This is a genomic window from Herbaspirillum sp. Her4 (assembly GCF_057961335.1).
The window spans coordinates 1,661,891-1,679,697 of the sequence record NZ_CM176330.1 but is presented as its reverse complement, the minus strand read 5'-3'; the positions used below and the strand labels follow the sequence as shown (position 1 = coordinate 1,679,697).

At 58.6% G+C, this 17,807-nt stretch carries 19 protein-coding genes and 1 tRNA gene; 10 read left to right on the top strand and 10 right to left on the bottom strand.

The window, feature by feature from the left end:
• Positions 1 to 278: 278 nt before the first annotated feature.
• The 4 genes from ACWFUC_RS07700 to ACWFUC_RS07685 form a co-directional block, all read right to left on the bottom strand.
• Positions 279 to 1,745, bottom strand: coding sequence for a DUF3987 domain-containing protein (locus ACWFUC_RS07700; protein ID WP_489637542.1), 1,467 nt, complete (start codon positions 1,743 to 1,745; stop codon positions 279 to 281).
• Complete coding sequence (locus tag ACWFUC_RS07695; RefSeq protein ID WP_489635405.1) at positions 1,745 to 1,951, bottom strand: DNA-binding protein; 207 nt, start codon at positions 1,949 to 1,951, stop codon at positions 1,745 to 1,747. Before ACWFUC_RS07695 ends, ACWFUC_RS07700 begins: the two co-directional genes overlap by 1 nt.
• 692 nt (positions 1,952 to 2,643) lie before the next feature.
• Complete coding sequence (locus ACWFUC_RS07690) at positions 2,644 to 3,501, bottom strand: hypothetical protein (RefSeq protein WP_489637541.1); 858 nt, start codon at positions 3,499 to 3,501, stop codon at positions 2,644 to 2,646.
• Between the two features lie 48 nt (positions 3,502 to 3,549).
• Entirely contained in the window at positions 3,550 to 4,308 is a 759-nt protein-coding gene (locus ACWFUC_RS07685) for a hypothetical protein (RefSeq protein WP_489635403.1), read from the bottom strand.
• Positions 4,309 to 4,681: 373 nt separating this feature from the next.
• Here ACWFUC_RS07685 and ACWFUC_RS07680 point away from each other — a divergent pair, with 373 nt between their 5' ends.
• The 3 genes from ACWFUC_RS07680 (at position 4,682) to trmB (ending at position 6,205) form a co-directional block, all read left to right on the top strand.
• A complete protein-coding gene (locus tag ACWFUC_RS07680) occupies positions 4,682 to 5,128 on the top strand; it encodes a DUF2971 domain-containing protein (protein ID WP_489635402.1) in 447 nt (148 codons plus the stop codon).
• A gap of 202 nt (positions 5,129 to 5,330) precedes the next feature.
• Positions 5,331 to 5,404, top strand: a tRNA-Gly gene (locus ACWFUC_RS07675).
• An 81-nt stretch (positions 5,405 to 5,485) separates the two neighbouring features.
• A complete protein-coding gene (gene trmB, locus ACWFUC_RS07670) occupies positions 5,486 to 6,205 on the top strand; it encodes a tRNA (guanosine(46)-N7)-methyltransferase TrmB (protein WP_489637540.1) in 720 nt (239 codons plus the stop codon).
• Between the two features lie 140 nt (positions 6,206 to 6,345).
• Here trmB and ACWFUC_RS07665 read toward each other — a convergent pair whose 3' ends face one another.
• From ACWFUC_RS07665 to ACWFUC_RS07650, 4 genes are all read right to left on the bottom strand, one after another.
• Positions 6,346 to 7,914 (bottom strand): methyl-accepting chemotaxis protein, encoded by a 1,569-nt coding sequence (locus ACWFUC_RS07665; protein ID WP_489637539.1) that lies wholly within the window; start codon positions 7,912 to 7,914, stop codon positions 6,346 to 6,348.
• A gap of 236 nt (positions 7,915 to 8,150) precedes the next feature.
• Positions 8,151 to 10,004 carry a DNA helicase RecQ gene (gene recQ, locus ACWFUC_RS07660; RefSeq protein ID WP_489637538.1) on the bottom strand — a complete coding sequence of 618 codons (1,854 nt, stop codon included), beginning with the start codon at positions 10,002 to 10,004 and terminating at the stop codon, positions 8,151 to 8,153.
• A gap of 38 nt (positions 10,005 to 10,042) precedes the next feature.
• On the bottom strand, positions 10,043 to 10,915 hold the full coding sequence (locus ACWFUC_RS07655) for an undecaprenyl-diphosphate phosphatase (protein ID WP_039789393.1): 873 nt from the start codon (positions 10,913 to 10,915) through the stop codon (positions 10,043 to 10,045).
• Between the two features lie 159 nt (positions 10,916 to 11,074).
• Positions 11,075 to 11,929: an undecaprenyl-diphosphate phosphatase gene (locus ACWFUC_RS07650; RefSeq protein WP_039789391.1), complete on the bottom strand. Its 855-nt coding sequence runs from the start codon at positions 11,927 to 11,929 to the stop codon at positions 11,075 to 11,077.
• Between the two features lie 41 nt (positions 11,930 to 11,970).
• Between ACWFUC_RS07650 and ACWFUC_RS07645 the strand changes: the two genes are divergently transcribed.
• From ACWFUC_RS07645 to ACWFUC_RS07635, 3 genes are all read left to right on the top strand, one after another.
• A complete protein-coding gene (locus ACWFUC_RS07645; protein WP_489635398.1) occupies positions 11,971 to 12,291 on the top strand; it encodes a hypothetical protein in 321 nt (106 codons plus the stop codon).
• A gap of 4 nt (positions 12,292 to 12,295) precedes the next feature.
• Positions 12,296 to 12,658: an arsenate reductase (glutaredoxin) gene (gene arsC / locus ACWFUC_RS07640; RefSeq protein ID WP_121042806.1), complete on the top strand. Its 363-nt coding sequence runs from the start codon at positions 12,296 to 12,298 to the stop codon at positions 12,656 to 12,658.
• 122 nt (positions 12,659 to 12,780) lie between these two features.
• Positions 12,781 to 12,948, top strand: coding sequence for a hypothetical protein (locus ACWFUC_RS07635; protein ID WP_008325257.1), 168 nt, complete (start codon positions 12,781 to 12,783; stop codon positions 12,946 to 12,948).
• A 15-nt stretch (positions 12,949 to 12,963) separates the two neighbouring features.
• Here the strand turns inward: ACWFUC_RS07635 and ACWFUC_RS07630 are convergent, their stop codons facing one another.
• Complete coding sequence (locus tag ACWFUC_RS07630; protein WP_489637537.1) at positions 12,964 to 13,251, bottom strand: YkgJ family cysteine cluster protein; 288 nt, start codon at positions 13,249 to 13,251, stop codon at positions 12,964 to 12,966.
• Between the two features lie 141 nt (positions 13,252 to 13,392).
• Here ACWFUC_RS07630 and ACWFUC_RS07625 point away from each other — a divergent pair, with 141 nt between their 5' ends.
• The 3 genes from ACWFUC_RS07625 to ACWFUC_RS07615 all read left to right on the top strand — a co-directional run bounded on the left by ACWFUC_RS07625 (position 13,393) and on the right by ACWFUC_RS07615 (position 15,192).
• Complete coding sequence (locus ACWFUC_RS07625; RefSeq protein ID WP_489637536.1) at positions 13,393 to 14,022, top strand: TetR/AcrR family transcriptional regulator; 630 nt, start codon at positions 13,393 to 13,395, stop codon at positions 14,020 to 14,022.
• A gap of 152 nt (positions 14,023 to 14,174) precedes the next feature.
• Entirely contained in the window at positions 14,175 to 14,840 is a 666-nt protein-coding gene (locus ACWFUC_RS07620; RefSeq protein ID WP_034338812.1) for a protein-L-isoaspartate O-methyltransferase family protein, read from the top strand.
• 28 nt (positions 14,841 to 14,868) lie between these two features.
• Positions 14,869 to 15,192 carry a rhodanese-like domain-containing protein gene (locus ACWFUC_RS07615; RefSeq protein WP_034338809.1) on the top strand — a complete coding sequence of 108 codons (324 nt, stop codon included), beginning with the start codon at positions 14,869 to 14,871 and terminating at the stop codon, positions 15,190 to 15,192.
• Between the two features lie 167 nt (positions 15,193 to 15,359).
• Here the strand turns inward: ACWFUC_RS07615 and ACWFUC_RS07610 are convergent, their stop codons facing one another.
• Entirely contained in the window at positions 15,360 to 16,004 is a 645-nt protein-coding gene (locus ACWFUC_RS07610; protein WP_204726132.1) for a TetR family transcriptional regulator, read from the bottom strand.
• A gap of 593 nt (positions 16,005 to 16,597) precedes the next feature.
• On the opposite strand from ACWFUC_RS07610, the gene ACWFUC_RS07605 reads away from it, so the two are divergent.
• On the top strand, positions 16,598 to 17,806 hold the full coding sequence (locus ACWFUC_RS07605) for an efflux RND transporter periplasmic adaptor subunit (protein ID WP_121042799.1): 1,209 nt from the start codon (positions 16,598 to 16,600) through the stop codon (positions 17,804 to 17,806).
• Position 17,807 lies beyond the last annotated feature (1 nt).

Genomic DNA, 17,807 nt, shown 5'->3' with positions numbered 1-17,807 from the left:
CAATGTACGACTCAGATTAAGGAAAAAGCGTAGTGGCTCTTCACCACTACTAGGTGTAGCAGTATCTTTTTTCATAGTAGTTGTACCTTGTAAGGCATTGCGGTATCCATGCAGGCCCCCTTATTGCCGTTTAATAGTTAATCTATTTATCCTATTAATAAGCAAAAAGACCCCACCCACCTTCCTCGCGTTGCCACCGGGACGTGCAGATTGAACACCCCGGCGGGCTGCGGGAAAGTGGTTAATGAGGAATATACTGAAACGCGCCGATTTTTAGCTCAGAAACGCTGAGCCGGATGCGTCGGAATTTGAGCGAAGAATGGATGTGCGACTGACATAAGCTGAACGATCCGCGTGTTACGATTTTCGATGATCTGTGCCTTGCGTTGGTAGCAGAGCTGCTCCAACGCCTTATCGAAGCGCGGTTTAGTCAAACCCGCGTTGGGTGATTCATTGCGTAACTTGCTCAGCTTGAAGTAGGGGTTACCGTTGTCTCGCACACAATCCTGCAAGATCGACTCCAGCGCCTGCGCATCCGCCATCACAAGGGACTTCTCCACGGAAACACCCAGGTACTGGAAGTACACGCCGAGGTGCCAGCTGCACACGGCATTAGCGCGCTCGATATATTCCTGTGACAGATCACCTTCAGTGCCTTCGAAGACGTGCCAAGCAGCGGCGACCCTTGCCGTACGCTCAGCGTGACGTGCGGCATAGTCAGATATGCTGGCCCACGGTCCACCGTGGGACCGTGCCTGCTTTACCATTTCGTTGAGCTGCTGCAAATACGCTGCGGCTTCGGGCGTCAGCTTGACGATCCGGCGATCTGCAGCCCCCTTCCTGTCAGGACGAATACTTTCGTTCAGTAATTGCGTAACACGTGCGGCATACTTTTCATGCGCTGTGTAGTATTCCGGCGTCTGGAAATAGAACGACTGAGCGGAAGGAGACACCACAGAGAACAGATTGCGCGCATCCCAACCGCTACCCCGCGCAATCTTCCCGTACTTCAGGCGATGCTCGAAGAAAAGCTCCGGTTGCAACATCAGGAGGGAGCAAAAACGGGGCGCTTCCAGGCGCTTGCGACCGGTTGTGACACGGCTCACCGTATAAGGCGTGCCGTCATTTAGGCGCACGTAAAGCGGAAAGTTTTTGGCGGGACGCTCGTTAAGCAAAAGAGCGGCCTCATCGGTCACAAGGCCCATCGCGTGCCATTGCGACAGATCGTGGACAATCGCCTGGGTAGTCATGTCTTGACACAATACGGTCGCCTGACTCGTGGCTTCCGGCTTCTGTTGATAGAGAGCCTGCAAACGCTCCTTCAACTCAGTTAGCTTTGCCGGCTCCTCAAGGTGTTTGGCAATGGCGTCTTGCACAGCGCGGCATTCAGCTTCCCAAGCCTTTTCCCGAGCGCGCTCCAACGGCGCACGCTCCTCTGCCAAACGGGCTTGATCGTTATCGAAATCCACAAAGGGCCGCAGACCAGGGTGCAGCATCATCGATTTACCGGTTCCGCTCGGGGCGAGCACGACGACACTACCTCCCACTGGCTGCTGCGTCTGAGCGCCAAATTGGACGTTGGCCAGATCCTGGGTGGCCAACGTGGAGAGGGCTACGCCAATCGGCCCAGCGAGTTCGGCAATCATGCCGCAACGCAGTTGGGCCTGCATCAACTGCCCCAGCAAACCGGGGAAAGCATGCAGCGGATATGCAGGCTGAGAATTCATAGGGGCAAGTTGGTACATTATTTCATCCCCTTGATCAGTTGTTCAAACGAATCCGAAGGCCACATGAGGCGGCGGTTGAGCATCTTCAACGGGCGAACACCGTGATAGCTGCCCGTGAGGCAGTACCGCTTGTGAATCGATTGAGACCGGACCGACATCACGCGGGCCAATTCTTTAGTGGTAAGCAGACGAGGCACCTGCTCGGAAGGGACAATGATATTCATGCTAAGCTCCATAAATTAAGGTTCACGACTGGGGCTGCCCTTCTCTTCATCTATAAGAAGACATCCCAATCGCTGAATCGGAGCTTATTTTTTTGTCGCGCCCTAATGGCGTTACGGCCGATTTGGCTAAATTTGGACAAGTTATGGCCGCGTCCATTTCAGTATTGGCATCAGATAATTTCCAAATAGAAATTATCTGATGCACATGGAGGATAATCGAAGCCATATCGGCTAAATGGCATAAAGCCGCCGATATGCCGAAACGGCACTCGACGGCTTTATGTTTAAATTCTCACAGAATTGAGCCCATCATAGCGGCCGGAGCACCAAGTGCTAAACGCCCCCCTATTGGGAATTGCTCAACGAAAATACATCAGAGTCTTAACCTCACCAGAAATTACCTCAAGGCAACATACTCCCCGAAACCGCGGCTCGAAGCTGCATCTGTTCATGAGCCCATTTTCGCCAGCAGTGCGTAACGCTTGAGTTCGCCTGGATGAGAATATCGCTGCTGAAAGATCCAACAGGAATCGCCTGATTATTTCCTTCTCCACAAGGTGTTCATCAAGGTGGGCGCCGATGCTTCGACCAGCACGTGGGGGAGGATTATTGCTCGAAGACTTGCGATAAACGAGTTTACACCATTTCAAATTTGAGGCTTCCGCTGAGATTGTTGCCAACTCAGTCGCGCTCTATTGCTCAGGGGTTAGAACACTAACCTTTTCCTTAGAAGTGTCAGTTTTAATCGTACGAGTTCGCACTCGAGACGCCACATCGTCTTGAGTGAAAGAACGATCGACGCCCTTTAACTTGTACTTCACGCCCTCCGTGTCGCTGTAACCAGTGATCGGGTAAGGTTTTGGATCCGACTTAGCAAGAACCACGAGGGCCGCCCATACTGAGCGCCAGGATGAAGGATCACTGGACATTTTGAATGCCAAGGTTAACGGCTCCCGCATAGGACCATTGAATCGTCGTTGTTTGGTCTTTGCTGCAACTACCGAAGTAGCGTGAGCTGAATTGTCACTAGCGGAATCAGAGATCAAAGAAACATTTACGGTAGACGCATTCTCATCTTTCACGAGATTGTGATCGATTTTTGCATCATCTAGCAGCTCGATGACCTGTTTTTTCGAAAAACCAATAAACATGGAACGAGGCAACTGTGGAAGCGCTAAAGATACTTCGGACGAGTCAGCTTGTTCCCGCCCAGCCTTTACCCAAGCCTTAAATTGCTTCTCGCCTCGAGAATAGTTTAAGAGAATCTCTTGACCTTCCCCCGGGGCGACATCCGACAAGACTGCAAAACCCGCTTCCGTGAGCTCGAGCCAGCTGATACTGTTTTCTTTACCAAAGAATAGATGGAGTAAAGCAATCGACGCTCGTGCACTCTTGAAGCAACTGAGTACGGGGGAACGTGCGAGTATTTTCGCAACCGCACTGTTAGTGACAGGCTCATCGGCGAATGGGTCTACCTCCTCGGTGGAGACAGGCACGCGAATTGCGACCAATTCAATTACTTTATATAGCGAGACAAAATCTTCGGACATCTTTCTATCACTATCGGCACATTAAAAATTTGAGCAAATTCTACGAACTTAATCGGATTTTATTCTTCTTCTGATCCTCTTCATGAACTGAGATTTCGTCATTGAACTTGTCTCATTTTCTGACGTACCATCTTTATTGACAATCACGTAGAGAATCCCTTTTTTTGCGCAATACCCAGTGATGGGGAAATATGGGGGAACACTGTGCGCAAATTTGACCATTTCTATCCAGATAGCCTCTTCATCTTCCGGACGCTCTGCCCTTTCGATGGCCTCTTCCAAAATTTCACTTAGTTCGCCTCTGAAATAGTGTTTTCCCTTTTTAACTGAAGGCGGCACTAATTCAATGACGGGCGCAGGAATCATCTTATGTTCAACAAGAAGCGGGATAATTTGGGTACGATCAAAGCCAATCTCCCACATCCTAGGTAGACGAGCGCTATAGGCCAAGGTCGACAATTCGGACTTTACTTCACTCCATCTTGAGTATCTCGATAGACAGTGGAAGTTCAGCTCTTGTTTAAGTTTCCGTTCTCGTAAAGCCCAGTTGATCAACATTGCTTTGGCCTCTTCTTTAGCCTGCGGCAAGAAAAGAGGACTACCAATATCGCCTTTATCAAACCAGTCAATCTTCTGAGGCTGCCGAAATAGCAGCGCTGATAGTTGCATTGCAGCCCTGGACATCTTGAAAAACGACCCCGTGCAATACATACACATTTTCAACGACTTATCATTGGCACCGACCAACTCTGAATAATAAGCGACGTCATCTTCCGATACGGTAATATGCTCGGAGATCTTGGTCAACGTGAGACGTAACGAAATAAAATCTATCATTGGCAATACAGAAAAATACGGAGGAAAATTTAACTTCCGATAGATGAGTCCTTCCTATCGAATCAAAATAACACTAACTAAAATCTTTCAATTTTACAGTTATTGGAGAGATTAGAGCGCAGCCCGTCACCAGAAGAAATGAGCTGAAGCGCCACATTGATAGCTTGCTTTTATCTAGGCACGTCAGTTTGACGATCCGTTTGAAGGCGCAACGTCAATAGTTTATCCGCATCCTGTTGACCCTCGATTTGAACGAATCGACGGTACTGAGAGAGCTTTCGAAGAACTTCGACGATTAACTAAAATTAGTTGTTGGAATAAGGGAGAAGATGAGAGCGAAGCGATGTGGAAGCTCTACGCCTCGGAAAGAAAAGGAGTTGCGATACGAACTACTGCATCAAAATTGAAGAATGCGCTGAGGCCTTTTCATCTCGAACCTAGATTTGCGGAGGAGACTCCTGTATGGGGTCACGTCAGATACGTTGACTTAACTAAAGTAAGACTTAACGTAGGTATGCTTGAACGTTTCTTCTATAAACACAAAGCTTTTGAAAGTGAACATGAATTGCGTATCGCGATTTCGCTTCGCTACGCCGAAGAAGCTGGCGTAGCGGTGCCAGAATCCGGTATCAGCGTACCATTTGAGCCACATATTTTGATAGAAGAAATAATATTAGGCCCCAACCTGCAAGGAGAAGACAAACGAGCTGTAGAAGATGCATGTAGAGCCAATGAATTGCATTCCTTGGTCAAAACGTCCTCGTTATTGTGGCAGCCTCGCTATATCTGAGAAAGCTCGCTCCAAAATACTTCCGCCATTCCACAACGCGATAGTATTTGGCTGTCTTGCTCATTGAGGCTGCCTCAAGAAGAAACGCATCGTAGTCGGTTTGCGATAACCGCTCGAAGTAACCAGCTACTACAGAATCGATACCACCGAGCAATCTTCAAGTTCACAAAACACCCCGAAACCGCGTAAAATTGCTCGCCTCGCGGGTGTAGCTCAATGGTAGAGCAGAAGCTTCCCAAGCTTAAGACGAGGGTTCGATCCCCTTCACCCGCTCCAGATCGCTTCCCTGCGGCCCTGTTCGCCCGTCCCTGACCGGTGCGACTTTGCGGGCCGCGCCTCAATTGCTTCGAGTCATCCATGTCTGAAAACAAATCCGGCAAGCCGCTGTTCTATGATCCCAGCGAGCGCCGCATCCGCAGTTTCGTCACCCGCGCCGGGCGCGTGTCGGTCGCGCAAGGACGCGCGCTGGAAGAACTGGGTCCGCGCTTCCTGGTCCCCTACGACAAGGCCCCGCTGGACCTGGCTGTCGCCTTCGGTCGCCAGGCTCCGACCATCCTCGAAATCGGCTTCGGCATGGGCGAAACCAGCGCCAAGATCTCGGCCCTCATGCCCGAGAAAAACTTCATCGGCGTCGAAGTCCATACCCCCGGCGTCGGCAGCTACCTCAAGCTGATCGGCGAAGGCAACCTGGACAATGTGCGCATCATCCAGCACGATGCCGTCGAAGTACTCACCAACATGATCGCCCCCGATTCCCTGGCCGGCGTGCACGTGTTCTTCCCCGATCCCTGGCACAAGGCGCGCCACAACAAGCGCCGCCTGATCCAGTCGCCCCTGGTGCAACTGATCAGCTCGCGCCTGGCCCCCGGCGGCTATCTCCACTGCGCCACCGACTGGGAGGAATACGCCATCCAGATGCTGGAAGTGCTGTCGGCTGAACCCACCCTGAAGAACACCGCCACCGATCCCTCCGGCTACGTGCCGCGTCCGGATTACCGCGATACCACCAAGTTCGAAAACCGTGGCCTGCGCCTCGGTCACGGCGTGTGGGATCTGGTGTTTGAAAAGCGCGCCTGAATACGCGCGCTGCATGCATGATTCAACGCGCAATCGTGCATGCGACAGGTGATGAATGAAAGCGATCACCCACGGTGATCACTTAAAGATCGCTCCGATGGCATGCTCCAAGGCATGCCATTGTCATTTCTGCGACGGCCTCACTGAAGCTTGAAGACCGCCACCGCGCGTGACAGCGATTCCGCCTGGAACTGCAGGCTCTCCGCCGCCGCAGCAGCTTCTTCCACCAGTGCCGCATTCTGCTGCGTGACGCTGTCCATCTGCACCACCGCCTTGTTGACTTCATCGATGCCCGCGCTCTGCTCGCGGTTGGCGACGTTGATGTCATCCATGATCGCCGCCACTTTCTGGATGGCCGTGATGATGTCTTCCATGGTGCCGCCTGCACCACTGACCAGGGCCGAGCCAGCATTGATCTTGCCGACCGAATCGTCGATCAGCTCCTTGATCTCGCGCGCGGCCGTGGCGCTGCGCTGGGCCAGGCTGCGCACCTCCGAAGCCACCACCGCAAACCCGCGCCCCTGCTCGCCGGCGCGCGCGGCTTCCACTGCGGCATTGAGCGCAAGGATGTTGGTCTGGAAGGCAATGCCGTCGATGACGCTGATGATCTCGACGATGCGATGCGAACTCTCCTCGATGGCCTGCATGGTCTGCACCACCGCACCGACCATGTCGCCGCCCTTGCGTGCCACGCCCGATGTCTCATCGGCCAGTTGATGCGACTGGTGCGTGTTCTCGGCGTTCTTCTGCACGGTGGAGGTGATCTCTTCCATCGAGGCGGCCGTCTCTTCGAGCGAACCGGCCTGCTCTTCGGTGCGCTCGGACAAGTCCCTGTTACCGCTGGCGATCTCGGTCGCCGCCACGGTAATCGCACCGGTGCCGCTGCGCACCTCAGAAACGATGCCGGCCAGGTTGTCGTTCATCTCTTTCAACGAGCGCAACAGTTGCGCCGTCTCATCCTTGCCGTGAATGACAACCTGTGAGCGCAGATCGCCGGCCGCTACCGTCTGCGCAATCTGCACCGCTTCGCCCAGCGGGCGCACGATGCTGCGCACCAGCGTCCAGGTGATGGCCAGGCCCACCAGCAGCGACAGGCCGATCGAGACCAGCAGCAGCAAGCGCGCCTGCTGGTAGTCGAAGAGGCTGTCGGCATTGATGGCGTCACGCGTCTTGCGGCTGTGGTCCAGCACGGCGACGACGATGTCATCGATCATCTTGGTCGGCACGCGATCCACACCCTTGACCTGTTCATCCACCCGCGCCACCGAGGCAGGATCGTCGGAGGCATAGAGCTTGAGCGCTTCCAGATAACGATTGAGCAGCTCGGCATGGGCCTGCTGGGCCTTGCGCGCAGGCTCGGCATCCATGCCGATACGCGGCATCAGCGCTTCCAGGGTCTTGAGCTGCTTCTGGGTGGCGGCGCTTTCATCGATGAAGGCCTGGCGGTATTTGTTGAAGGCAGCGGGATCCTTGCCGCGCAGCAAGGTGTTCTTCCACTCCTGCACCTGGATCTTGAATTGCACCTGCGCACTGCGGGCGGCATCGACCGATTGCTCGATGAGGGCTCCCGTCTCCATGCCCTGCGCCCCCTGGCCGTAGATTTCCCCGACCACCATCACGCCACGTATGCCGACAAAGGCGATGGCCGCCAGCAGCAGTGCCGACAGCATGCCCAGGCGCACGCCTATCTTCAGATCATTGAGTTTCATATCGCCCCCCGGCTCACCTTCGTTGGTGTTGAACCCGATTCCCCGCCGTTGATGATATCGCCAAGCGGGGCCAGCAAATCAGGGAAGAGGCCGGTAAAAGTACCGTATGAAGGAAAGTTGCGTTACGGCAGCAACGTCGGCCGCAAACGCCCGCCCGGCGCTTTATCGCGCTGGTGCAGGTGACGCAGGCAATGAAGGGATTTGACTAAAATCAGGGAGAATCCGCCGTCGCCCTCTCAGGCGTCGGCCGACTCCATGCCGGCAATCAGGTCGATGATCTGGGCACCATAGGTTTCCAGCTTCTTCTCGCCCACACCAGTGACGTGGCGCAGGTCGTCCAGCGATTGCGGCCGGGCCTTGGCGATCTCGCGCATGGTGGCATCGTGGAAGATGACGTAGGCCGGCACGTTGTGTGTGCGCGCGGTTTCCATCCGCCACCAGCGCAGCTTCTCGAAAAGTGCCTGCTCTTCGCTGCTGAGATCGGTCTCGACGAAGCTGGAGCGCTGCGAGCTGCGCTTGGCTTTTTCCGGCTTGCGATAGCGGCGCAGCTGCACCTGCTGTTCTCCGCGCAGCACCGGACGCGCGGCCTCGGTGAGCTTGAGGGCGCTGTAGTTCTCGGCATCCACCGTCAGCAACCCCAGCGCGATCACCTGGCGCAGGATGGCGCGCCATTCCGCCTCGCCGCGATCGCTGCCCACGCCAAACACGGAAAGTTGATCATGGCGCCATTGCTTGACGCGCTCGCCATCGATGCCGCGCAAGACCTCGATCACGTGGCCGGGGGCAAAGCGCTGTTCGACGCGATAGACGGTGGAGAGCAGCTTCTGAACCTCAACCGTGGCATCGAAGGAGACCGGGGGCGTGAGGCAGGTATCGCAATTGCCGCAGGGGCTGGACTTCTCGCCGAAGTAATCCAGCAGGTGCACGCGCCGGCAGTGCAGCGTCTCGCACAGGGAGAGCATGGCATCGAGCTTGGTGCCGAGCACGCGTTTGAAGGTTTCGTCGGCTTCGGATTCGTCGATCATGCGGCGCTGCTGCACCACGTCCTGCAGGCCGTAGGCCATCCAGGCGTCGGCTGGCAGGCCGTCACGGCCGGCGCGGCCAGTTTCCTGGTAGTAGCCTTCCACGCTCTTGGGCAAATCGAGGTGGCAGACGAAGCGCACGTCGGGCTTGTCGATGCCCATGCCGAAGGCGATGGTGGCGACCATCACGATCTTGTCTTCGCGCAGGAAGCGCGCCTGGTTTTTGGTGCGCAGCGCGTAGTCCATGCCGGCGTGATAGGCCAGCGCATTGAGGCCTTCGCCACGCAGGAACTCGGCGGTCTCTTCGACCTTCTTGCGCGAGAGGCAGTAGACGATGCCGGCGTCTTCCGGGTGTTCGTTCTTGATGAAGTCCAGCAACTGCTTGCGGCCATTGGCCTTTTCCACGATCTGGTAACGGATGTTGGGACGATCAAAGGACGAGACGAACTGGCGCGCATCTTCCAGTTGCAGGCGGTGGATGATTTCTTCGCGGGTCTGCTGGTCGGCGGTGGCCGTCAGCGCAATGCGCGGGACCTGCGGGAAGCGCTCGTGCAGGATCGAGAGCTTGATGTATTCCGGACGGAAATCGTGGCCCCATTGCGAGACGCAATGCGCCTCATCGATGGCGAAGAGCGAGATGCGGGCGGACTCCAGCAGGTCCAGGCAGCGCGGCGTCATCAGGCGCTCGGGGGCGACGTAGAGCAGGTCCAGGTCGCCCTGGCGCAGGCGGCGCTCGATCTGCAGCGCTTCGTCGAAACTCTGGGTGGAATTGAGGAAGGCGGCCCGCACGCCGACTTCGGCCAGTGCATCGACCTGGTCCTGCATCAGCGCGATCAGCGGCGAAACCACCACGCCGGTGCCCTCGCGCAGCAGCGCCGGCACCTGGTAGCAGAGCGACTTGCCGCCGCCGGTGGGCATGAGGACAAGGGCATCCCCGCCCCCGGCGACGTGCTGGACGATCTCGCTCTGGTGACCGCGGAAGGACGAGTAGCCGAATACCGTTTCCAGCACGTGCAAAGCACGTTCTTGCTGGGTGGCACCGGGAGGCAGGGAATCGAAATCGACCATGAAAAAACCTGAAGCTGCTGCGTAGCGAAGGCGCTATTTTATTGCAGCCAGCCTCGCGACACCGCCAGCAGCAGGAAAACACCCAGCGCAGCTCGATAGACGATGAAGGGCCATGTCGAGAAACGCTCCAGGAATTTCATCAACCCCCAGATGGCAGCGAAGGCCGACACGCTCGCCACGGCCAGCCCGAACAGCAGCACGCCCCAGGCTTCCAGCGGGATATGGGCGTGCAGCAAGACCGCCAGTTCCTTCAGTCCGGCCAGGGCGATGGCAGGCAAGCCCAGCAGGAAGGAAAAGCGCGCCGCTTCCTCGCGGCGGAAGTTCAGGAACAGCGCCGCCGTGAGCGTGGAGCCGGAACGCGAGACGCCCGGGATCAGCGCACCGACCTGCGCCAGGCCGACGATGAGCGCATCGCGCAGGCGCATCTGGTCGACGCTGCGGCGATGGCGGCAGACCATTTCCGAGATCGCCAGCAGCACCGCCATGACGATGCAGGACCAGCCGATCACGGTCAGGCTGCGCAGCGGCGAGCCGCAGGCGTTCAGGACATGCGACAAGGCCAGCCCGGCAATGCCGATGGGGATGGTGGCCAGGATGATGGCCACGGCCAGCTTGAACATGGGATCGTTGAAATCGCGGCGTCGCCAGGCCGCCAGGCTGCCGCCGGTGACGGCGCTCACGTCGCGCCGGAAATAACTGATGACGGCGGCCAGGGCCGCCAGCTGCATGGCCGCGGAGAAGGCCGAGCCGGGATCATGCCAGCCGAGGAAGGCCGGTACCACGCGCATGTGGGCGGTCGAAGAAATGGGGAGCAGTTCGGTGATGCCCTGGACGATGCCGAGGAAACCGATCTGCGCGTAACTGAGGGAGGCAAAGCCGATATCAAGCCCGGCGCTGCAGACGTTGGCCATGGGGTGTGCTCTGAAGGGAGTTGGCGAAAAGGAAGTTGTAGACCGCCGCCGGCAGCGAGGCCGGCCACGGGTGCTGCAGTGTACCGCGCCCGCCAGGGCGCTGGCTGACAGGCGCCTGACGCCCGCGCAAGCCGTGCACGGGCGTCAGGCACCGGGGGATCACTCCACCCAGGCGACAGCGCCGGTATAAGCGGTCACCAGGACGATGATGCCGAAGACGATGCGATACCAGGCGAAGATGGTGAAATCGTGTGAGCTGATGTAGCGCAGCAGCCAGCGCACGCACAGGAAGGCCGAGACGAAGGCAGCCACGGTGCCCACGGTGAACAGCGGGACGTCGGCGGCCGACAGCAGGGCGCGCTCCTTGTAGAGCGAATAGATGGTGGCAGCGAACAGGGTCGGGATGGCCAGGAAGAACGAGAATTCGGTTGCCGCCTTGCGCGACAGGCCGAACATCATGCCGCCGATGATGGTGGCGCCCGAGCGGCTGGTGCCGGGGATCAGCGCGAAGGCCTGGGCGATGCCGACTTTCAGGGCATCCAGCGGGGTCATGTCATCCACCGTTTCGACGCGCGCCGAGGCCATGCTCATGCGGTCCTTGTTGCGGCGTTCCACCCACAGGATGATGAGGCCGCCGACGATGAAGGCGATGGCCACCGAGACCGGGTTGAACAGCACTTCCTTGATGCGGCGGCTGAACAGGAAGCCGAGGATGGCCGCCGGCAGGAAGGCCACAATCAGGTTGATCACCAGGCGCTGGGCCTTGCGGTCGGTGAACATGCCGGTCAGCACGGTGGCGATGCGGACCCGATACTCCCAGCACACCGCGAGGATGGCACCGGCCTGGATGACGATCTCGAAAACGTCGGCCTTCTCCTTGGAAAAATCGGGGCCGGTGAATTGCAGCAGGCTGTTGGCCAAAATCAGGTGGCCGGTGGAGGAAATGGGCAGGAATTCGGTCAGGCCTTCGACGATGCCCATGATGAGCGCCTTGAGCGCGAGGAGAGTATCCATACGGGTGCTGTGGGTGGCTGTTGATGTGGGGTTGACGGGAAATGAACGAAATGAAGGAAATGGCTGCTTTCAGGCCCGAAAGCCCGGCAATCCGGCCATCGGAACACAATAAGCCGCTACAACATGAAGCAAATGGCCTTTTTTCCGTCCCGGCCAGGGGCAAACCCTGCAAAAGTGGCAGCGAAGGTCCGTCCGGGATGGCTGGCGTCGCCATAAAGCGGCGTTTCGACCACACCCGGCTGCAAAAAGTGCACTCGGTGCGCTGCAACAAAATCGGATTTTACCTTAGCAGGGTGACAAAACTTACATTTTGCTGTCAGGAATCCGCGCTAACATGGCTTTTTATTCCCTTCCTCGGCTGACGATATGAGCAAGAACACCGGCATCACGATCTATCACAACCCCAAGTGCGGTACCTCACGCAATGTCCTGCAAGGGCTGCGCGACGGCGGCGTCGAGCCGACCATCATTGAATATCTGAAGAATCCGCCCGACCGCGCCACGCTCGAAGGCCTCATCAAGGCCATGGGCGTGCCGGTGCGCGAGGTGGTGCGCAGCAAGGAAGCGCTGTTCAAGGAACTGGGGCTGGATGCGGATGGCGTGACCGACGCCCAACTGATCGATGCGATGCTGGAACACCCCGTCCTGATCAACCGCCCCATCGTGGTGGCGCCGAAAGGCACGATGCTGGTGCGTCCCAGCGAGCGGCTGGCGGAGATTTTCCCGTAAGCACCGAAACGGGGCGTATCGGGCTGGCATCCGCTGTCATTTGATGCCAAACTCGCCAGATGCGCCCGATCCGTGGTACAAAGGCAGAGTTCCTCCCTCCCCTTATCGACTCAGGAGCAGCGGTGCATCATCGACACGAAGAAAGTACTGCCGATCTGAAGGAGCTGACCACCATCGCTCCCATCAGCCGTGAAGCCCATGCCGCACACCTCAAGGAAAAGGTGGATACCCGCCGGCTCATCGAGGATATCCGCGAAGAAGCCCGACGGCGGCGCGAGGAAGCCTTCTAGACAGGCTTCCCAGCTTCAGATGCTCTCCCCTCGCCGGCCTGCTTGGCTGCCCGGCGCTGTCAGCGTCTCCAGTTCACTGAGCCAGGCGATGGCATGACCGCGGTGCTCTCCACACATCTCCACTGAAGGCTGCAAGCCGGCACAGAAATCCGGACGTTCGGGCTGGCCGAAGATCTTGCAGCGCATGTCCTCGCCCAGTTGTACGCACGGCACGCCGGCCGGCTTGCCGTCGGGCATGCCGGGGATCGGGCTGGTGATGGAAGGGGCAATGCAGCAAGCGCCGCATGCGTCTCGGCAGTTCATGGACTTTCCTGATGGCGGTTGGCGCGGAGGGACTGCATTGTAGTGCATCGGGCGGCACGCAGTGCCGGCGGCTTGATCTGGCCGCTTGACGCCGGCGCGGCTTGCCACTTACAGTGCCCCGTCCCGGTAATCTTGTTTCTCATGTCTGCATCGGCCAAAGAACCGCGTTGGGAACGACGCAAGCAGGACCGCCCCCAGGAATTGCTGGCGGCGGCCTTGGAATTGTTCGTCGAACGCGGCTACGCCGCGACCCGGCTGGAAGACGTGGCCACCCGCGCGGGTGTCTCCAAGGGCACCCTTTATCTCTACTTCGATGGCAAGGAAAGCCTGTTCAAGTCGGTGGTACGCGCCAATGTGCTGCCCCTGCTGGACCAGGCCGAAGCCCGCATCGAAGGCCACGCCGGCAGCAGCGCCGAACTGCTGCGTGATCTCATCCTGCACTGGTGGCAGTCCGCCTCGCACTCCGGCGTGGTCGGCATTGCCAAGCTGATGGTGGCCGAATCCGGCAATTTCCCTGAACTTGCACGCTTTTACCATGATGAAGTGACCGCGCGCGGTGATGCGACGATAGTGCGCGTGCTCGAACGCGGCATGGCACGCGGGGAATTCCGCCACATTAACGCCGACGCCATGAAGAAAGTCATCGTCGCCCCCCTCATCATGCTGATGCTGTGGGAGCAGTCACTCGCACCCTGCGCGGCGACGCCCATCGATCCGCTGGCCTACCTGGAGAGCATGATCGACCTTTGCCTGAACGGGCTCAAAGCCTGACGCCAGCCTGTCGCGCTCGCATTGCATTGAGGAAAACCCGCAACAGAAGCGCCTCCAGCGGCTTTTTCGGCGCATAGATGGGCTGATTAGCCGGGCGGTGTTTGCTAAAATGCTGCCTTTCCGTCGCTATTAGATTAGATCGAGCCACCGCCATGAATATCGAACAAGCCCGCTTCAACATGATCGAGCAGCAAATCCGCCCCTGGAACGTGCTGGCGCAAGACGTGCTGGACCTGCTGATGGTCGTCAAGCGTGAAGAATTCGTCCCGGCCGCCTATCGCAGCCTGGCCTTCTTCGACACCGAGATCCCGCTGCCGGGTGGTGAAAACATGCTGGCTCCGAAGATCGAAGCGCGCATCCTGCAGGAAGCCAATGTGAAGAAGCACGAATACGTGCTGGAAATCGGCGCAGGTTCGGGCTACATGGCAGCCCTGCTGGCGCACAAGGCGCGCCACGTGACGACCGTGGAAATCTCGCCGGAACTGAAGGCCCTGGCCGAACAGAACCTGTCGGACTACGGCGTGGCCAACGTCGACGTGCAACTGGGCAATGGCGCGCAAGGCTGGACCGGTGCCGATGGCAAGGCTGGCGAATACGACGTCATCGTCATCTCGGGCTCGCTGCCGCTGCTGCCGGAATCCTTCGGCAAGCAACTCAAGATCGGCGGCCGCCTGCTGGCCATCGTCGGTTCGGCCCCGGTGATGGAACTGCAACTGATCACCCGCACCTCGGAACACGCCTTCGAGACCGTCAACATCGTGGAAACCCTGGCCAAGCCGCTGCACGCAGCGATCACGCCGTCCCACTTCACGTTCTGAGCCTCAGGGCCGAGACAGGAAAAGCATCATGGAGCACATCTCTGCCCCGGAACTGGCGGCCTGGATCAACGATCCGGACCGCCCCACGCCCCTGCTGCTGGATGTGCGTGAACCCTGGGAACACCAGACCTGCCACATCGCCGGCTCGCAGCTGGTGCCGATGAACACCATTCCCGGCCGCTTCGCGGAGCTGGACGAGGAACAGCCGGTGGTCTGCATCTGCCATCACGGTGGCCGCAGTATGCAGGTGGCTGCCTTCCTGGAGCGCCAGGGCTTTACCAAGGTCATCAATCTGAGCGGCGGCGTGCACGCCTGGGCGGCCCAGGTGGATCCTTCGATGCCGACCTATTGAGCCTGGTCTTTTGGTTTATTGATTCATATCGCATTCTGGCCGGCGGGCGTCATGCACATGGCGCAGGCCGGTCAGGCGGGGGCCGGGTTCTCCGGCCTGCCTGAATTCCCTTCCGTTTTATCCTGATCCTTCATATCGCCTGAAAACCACCCGGGTTTCGAGGCTTATTAGTCCGGCTGCGTCTTCTGCAGCGACGGCGCGGTCTTGAGCGCGTAGAGCGAGGCCGCCAGGATGCGCTCGCCATCCTTGACCAGGTCGAAACTGTCGGGGGAAAAGAACCAGTCAGTGAGCAGACCGCTGAAGGTGGCATGCGCCGCCAGACAGGCCAGGCGGATATCGAGCGTGGCCGGAAGCTGGCCGCGTGCCACCGCATTGAGCAGGATCTGCTCAAGCCGCAACAATCCATCGACGTGGCATTCGCGCTGGCGAATCAGGATGGGGTCCTGCGCGTCGGCGAATTCGCATTTGTTGAAGATGATGTCGAACACGCGCCGACAGCGCTCATCGGTCGCCGCCATGGTCAGCACATAGATGCCGCTGCGCAGGAACTGGCCCAGCGGATCTTCCACCTGCGGGCTGGCGTTTTCTTCCAGCACCGCTTCCATGGGCAGGCGCACGCGCTCGCACATGGCGTCGAACAGATCGCTCTTGTTCTTGAAGTGCCAGTAAATGGCCCCGCGCGTGACTTCAGCGGCCTTGGCCACGTCGGCCAGCGAGGTCTGCGAGACGCCGCGCTCATGGAACACCTGCTCGGCCGCATCGAGGATGCGGGCACGCGTTTCCAGCGCTTCTTCCTTGGTCGAACGGGCCATGTCAACAGACTCCCGGGCAAATGGCCATGGCGCAGCCCCTCAGGTGCGCCACTGGGCGGCCGTGTTGCGGATGCACATCACCCGCAACCGGCAGAGTTTCGTCAAAGGCTTCATGTGCGCAATCATCGTCATGAAGAAGTAAGTGAGTTTCGTGCACAATATCAGGGCGTCAAATTCGTCTTCCCAGCAGCTCGGCCTATCGTCCGAAGGCATGGAAGAGCTCGGGTTCAGACCAGCGGAAACGGCATCAGAGTAGCTTTCGAATCAAAATGCAAGGAATCGCTCATATTTTGCTACGCCGTTTCGAACAAGTTTGTTAAATTAATGTGATGTTTGGAAGAAATACATACATTCATGGATGTATGTATAATAGCATCCGCTTCAAGTCCCTGCCGTTCATCATCTGCAAAAAAATTCATCACCCTGGCATGAAGGGGTGGGGACTTTTTTGCATTGCAACAATCTGTAGCCCGGCTCATCCATCCCCTCCATCACCGGATGACAGGCACAGCATCATCGTCGTGACCGGTTCTACCGAATTCGTTTCATCGCCGCCCCTGGCGGCTTCAACTTTACTTTCGTGCGAGATATCTATGAGCTCAGTCAGTCGTTTCACGCGCCTCACCATGACCGTCGCCGTTGCCGCCGCGCTGGTTGCCTGCGGACAGAAACCCGCCGCGCAAGGCGGCCAGATGCCGCCGGCCGAGGTGTCGGTGGTGACCATTGCCCCGCAGCGCGTGGCCATCACCAATGAACTGCCGGGCCGCGTGGAAGCCTTCCGCGTGGCGCAGGTGCGTGCACGGGTGGCAGGCATCGTGCAAAAGCGCGTCTTCAAGGAAGGCAGCGAGGTCAAGGAGGGCCAGGTGCTCTTCAAGATCGATCCGGCCCAGTACAAGGCCAGCCTGGAAAGCGCCCAAGCCACGCTGGCGCGCGCCCAGGCCAACCTGACGCAAACCTCGCTGACCGCGCAGCGCTACAAGCCGCTGGTGGAAGTCAACGCGGTCTCCAAGCAGGAATACGACAACGCCGTGGCCGCCCAGAAGCAGGCTGAAGCCGATGTCGCCGCCGGCAAGGCCGCGGTGCAGACGGCCAACCTGAACCTGGGTTATGCCACCGTGACCTCGCCCATCTCCGGCCGCATCGGCCGCGCGCTGGTGACCGAAGGTGCGCTGGTCGGCCAGGGGGATGCCACCCAGCTGGCTCTGGTGCAGCAGCTCGATCCGGTCTACGTCAACGTGACCCAGTCCAGCGCCGACCTGTTGAAGTTGCAGCAGGCGATGGCCGCCGGCCAGTTGAAGAGCGTGGGCGACAACAAGGCCAGCGTGACCCTGGTGCTGGAAAACGGCCAGGCTTACGAACAGCCGGGCAAGCTGCTGTTCTCCGACATCAGCGTGGATGAAAGCACCGGTTCGGTTTCGCTGCGTGCCGAATTCCCCAACCCCAAGCGCCTGCTGCTGCCGGGTACCTACGTGCGGACCAAGATCGAGCAAGCCGTGGACGAACAGGCCCTGCTGGTGCCGCAACAAGCCGTGGTGCGTGATGCTGGCGGCTCCTCGGTGATGGTGGTCAATGCCGAGAGCAAGGTCGAGGCCCGTCCGGTCAAGACCGGCGGCGCACGCGGCAACAACTGGCAGGTCATCGATGGCTTGAAGGAAGGTGATCGCGTCATCGTGGAAGGCCTGCAGAAGGTCCGCCCGGGTGCCGCCGTCAAGCCGGTCCAATGGAATCCCGCGGGCGCTCCCGCACAAGCTGCTGGCCAGCCGGCCAAGCAAGAGGCGAGCGCCCAACCGAAAGCTAACTAAG

Bases quoted from the DNA above. Each gene is read 5' to 3' on its own strand.
- ACWFUC_RS07605 (WP_121042799.1), top strand. From the start codon at position 16,598: ATGAGCTCAGTCAGTCGTTTCACGCGCCTCACCATGACCGTCGCCGTT.
- ACWFUC_RS07625 (WP_489637536.1), top strand. From the start codon at position 13,393: ATGTCTGCATCGGCCAAAGAACCGCGTTGGGAACGACGCAAGCAGGAC.
- ACWFUC_RS07695 (WP_489635405.1), bottom strand. From the start codon at position 1,951: ATGAATATCATTGTCCCTTCCGAGCAGGTGCCTCGTCTGCTTACCACT.
- ACWFUC_RS07680 (WP_489635402.1), top strand. From the start codon at position 4,682: ATGTGGAAGCTCTACGCCTCGGAAAGAAAAGGAGTTGCGATACGAACT.
- ACWFUC_RS07700 (WP_489637542.1), bottom strand. From the start codon at position 1,745: ATGTACCAACTTGCCCCTATGAATTCTCAGCCTGCATATCCGCTGCAT.
- ACWFUC_RS07665 (WP_489637539.1), bottom strand. From the start codon at position 7,914: ATGAAACTCAATGATCTGAAGATAGGCGTGCGCCTGGGCATGCTGTCG.
- arsC (WP_121042806.1), top strand. From the start codon at position 12,296: ATGAGCAAGAACACCGGCATCACGATCTATCACAACCCCAAGTGCGGT.
- ACWFUC_RS07630 (WP_489637537.1), bottom strand. From the start codon at position 13,251: ATGAACTGCCGAGACGCATGCGGCGCTTGCTGCATTGCCCCTTCCATC.
- ACWFUC_RS07615 (WP_034338809.1), top strand. From the start codon at position 14,869: ATGGAGCACATCTCTGCCCCGGAACTGGCGGCCTGGATCAACGATCCG.
- recQ (WP_489637538.1), bottom strand. From the start codon at position 10,004: ATGGTCGATTTCGATTCCCTGCCTCCCGGTGCCACCCAGCAAGAACGT.
- ACWFUC_RS07655 (WP_039789393.1), bottom strand. From the start codon at position 10,915: ATGGCCAACGTCTGCAGCGCCGGGCTTGATATCGGCTTTGCCTCCCTC.
- ACWFUC_RS07620 (WP_034338812.1), top strand. From the start codon at position 14,175: ATGAATATCGAACAAGCCCGCTTCAACATGATCGAGCAGCAAATCCGC.
- ACWFUC_RS07610 (WP_204726132.1), bottom strand. From the start codon at position 16,004: ATGGCCCGTTCGACCAAGGAAGAAGCGCTGGAAACGCGTGCCCGCATC.
- trmB (WP_489637540.1), top strand. From the start codon at position 5,486: ATGTCTGAAAACAAATCCGGCAAGCCGCTGTTCTATGATCCCAGCGAG.
- ACWFUC_RS07690 (WP_489637541.1), bottom strand. From the start codon at position 3,501: ATGTCCGAAGATTTTGTCTCGCTATATAAAGTAATTGAATTGGTCGCA.
- ACWFUC_RS07650 (WP_039789391.1), bottom strand. From the start codon at position 11,929: ATGGATACTCTCCTCGCGCTCAAGGCGCTCATCATGGGCATCGTCGAA.
- ACWFUC_RS07645 (WP_489635398.1), top strand. From the start codon at position 11,971: ATGAACGAAATGAAGGAAATGGCTGCTTTCAGGCCCGAAAGCCCGGCA.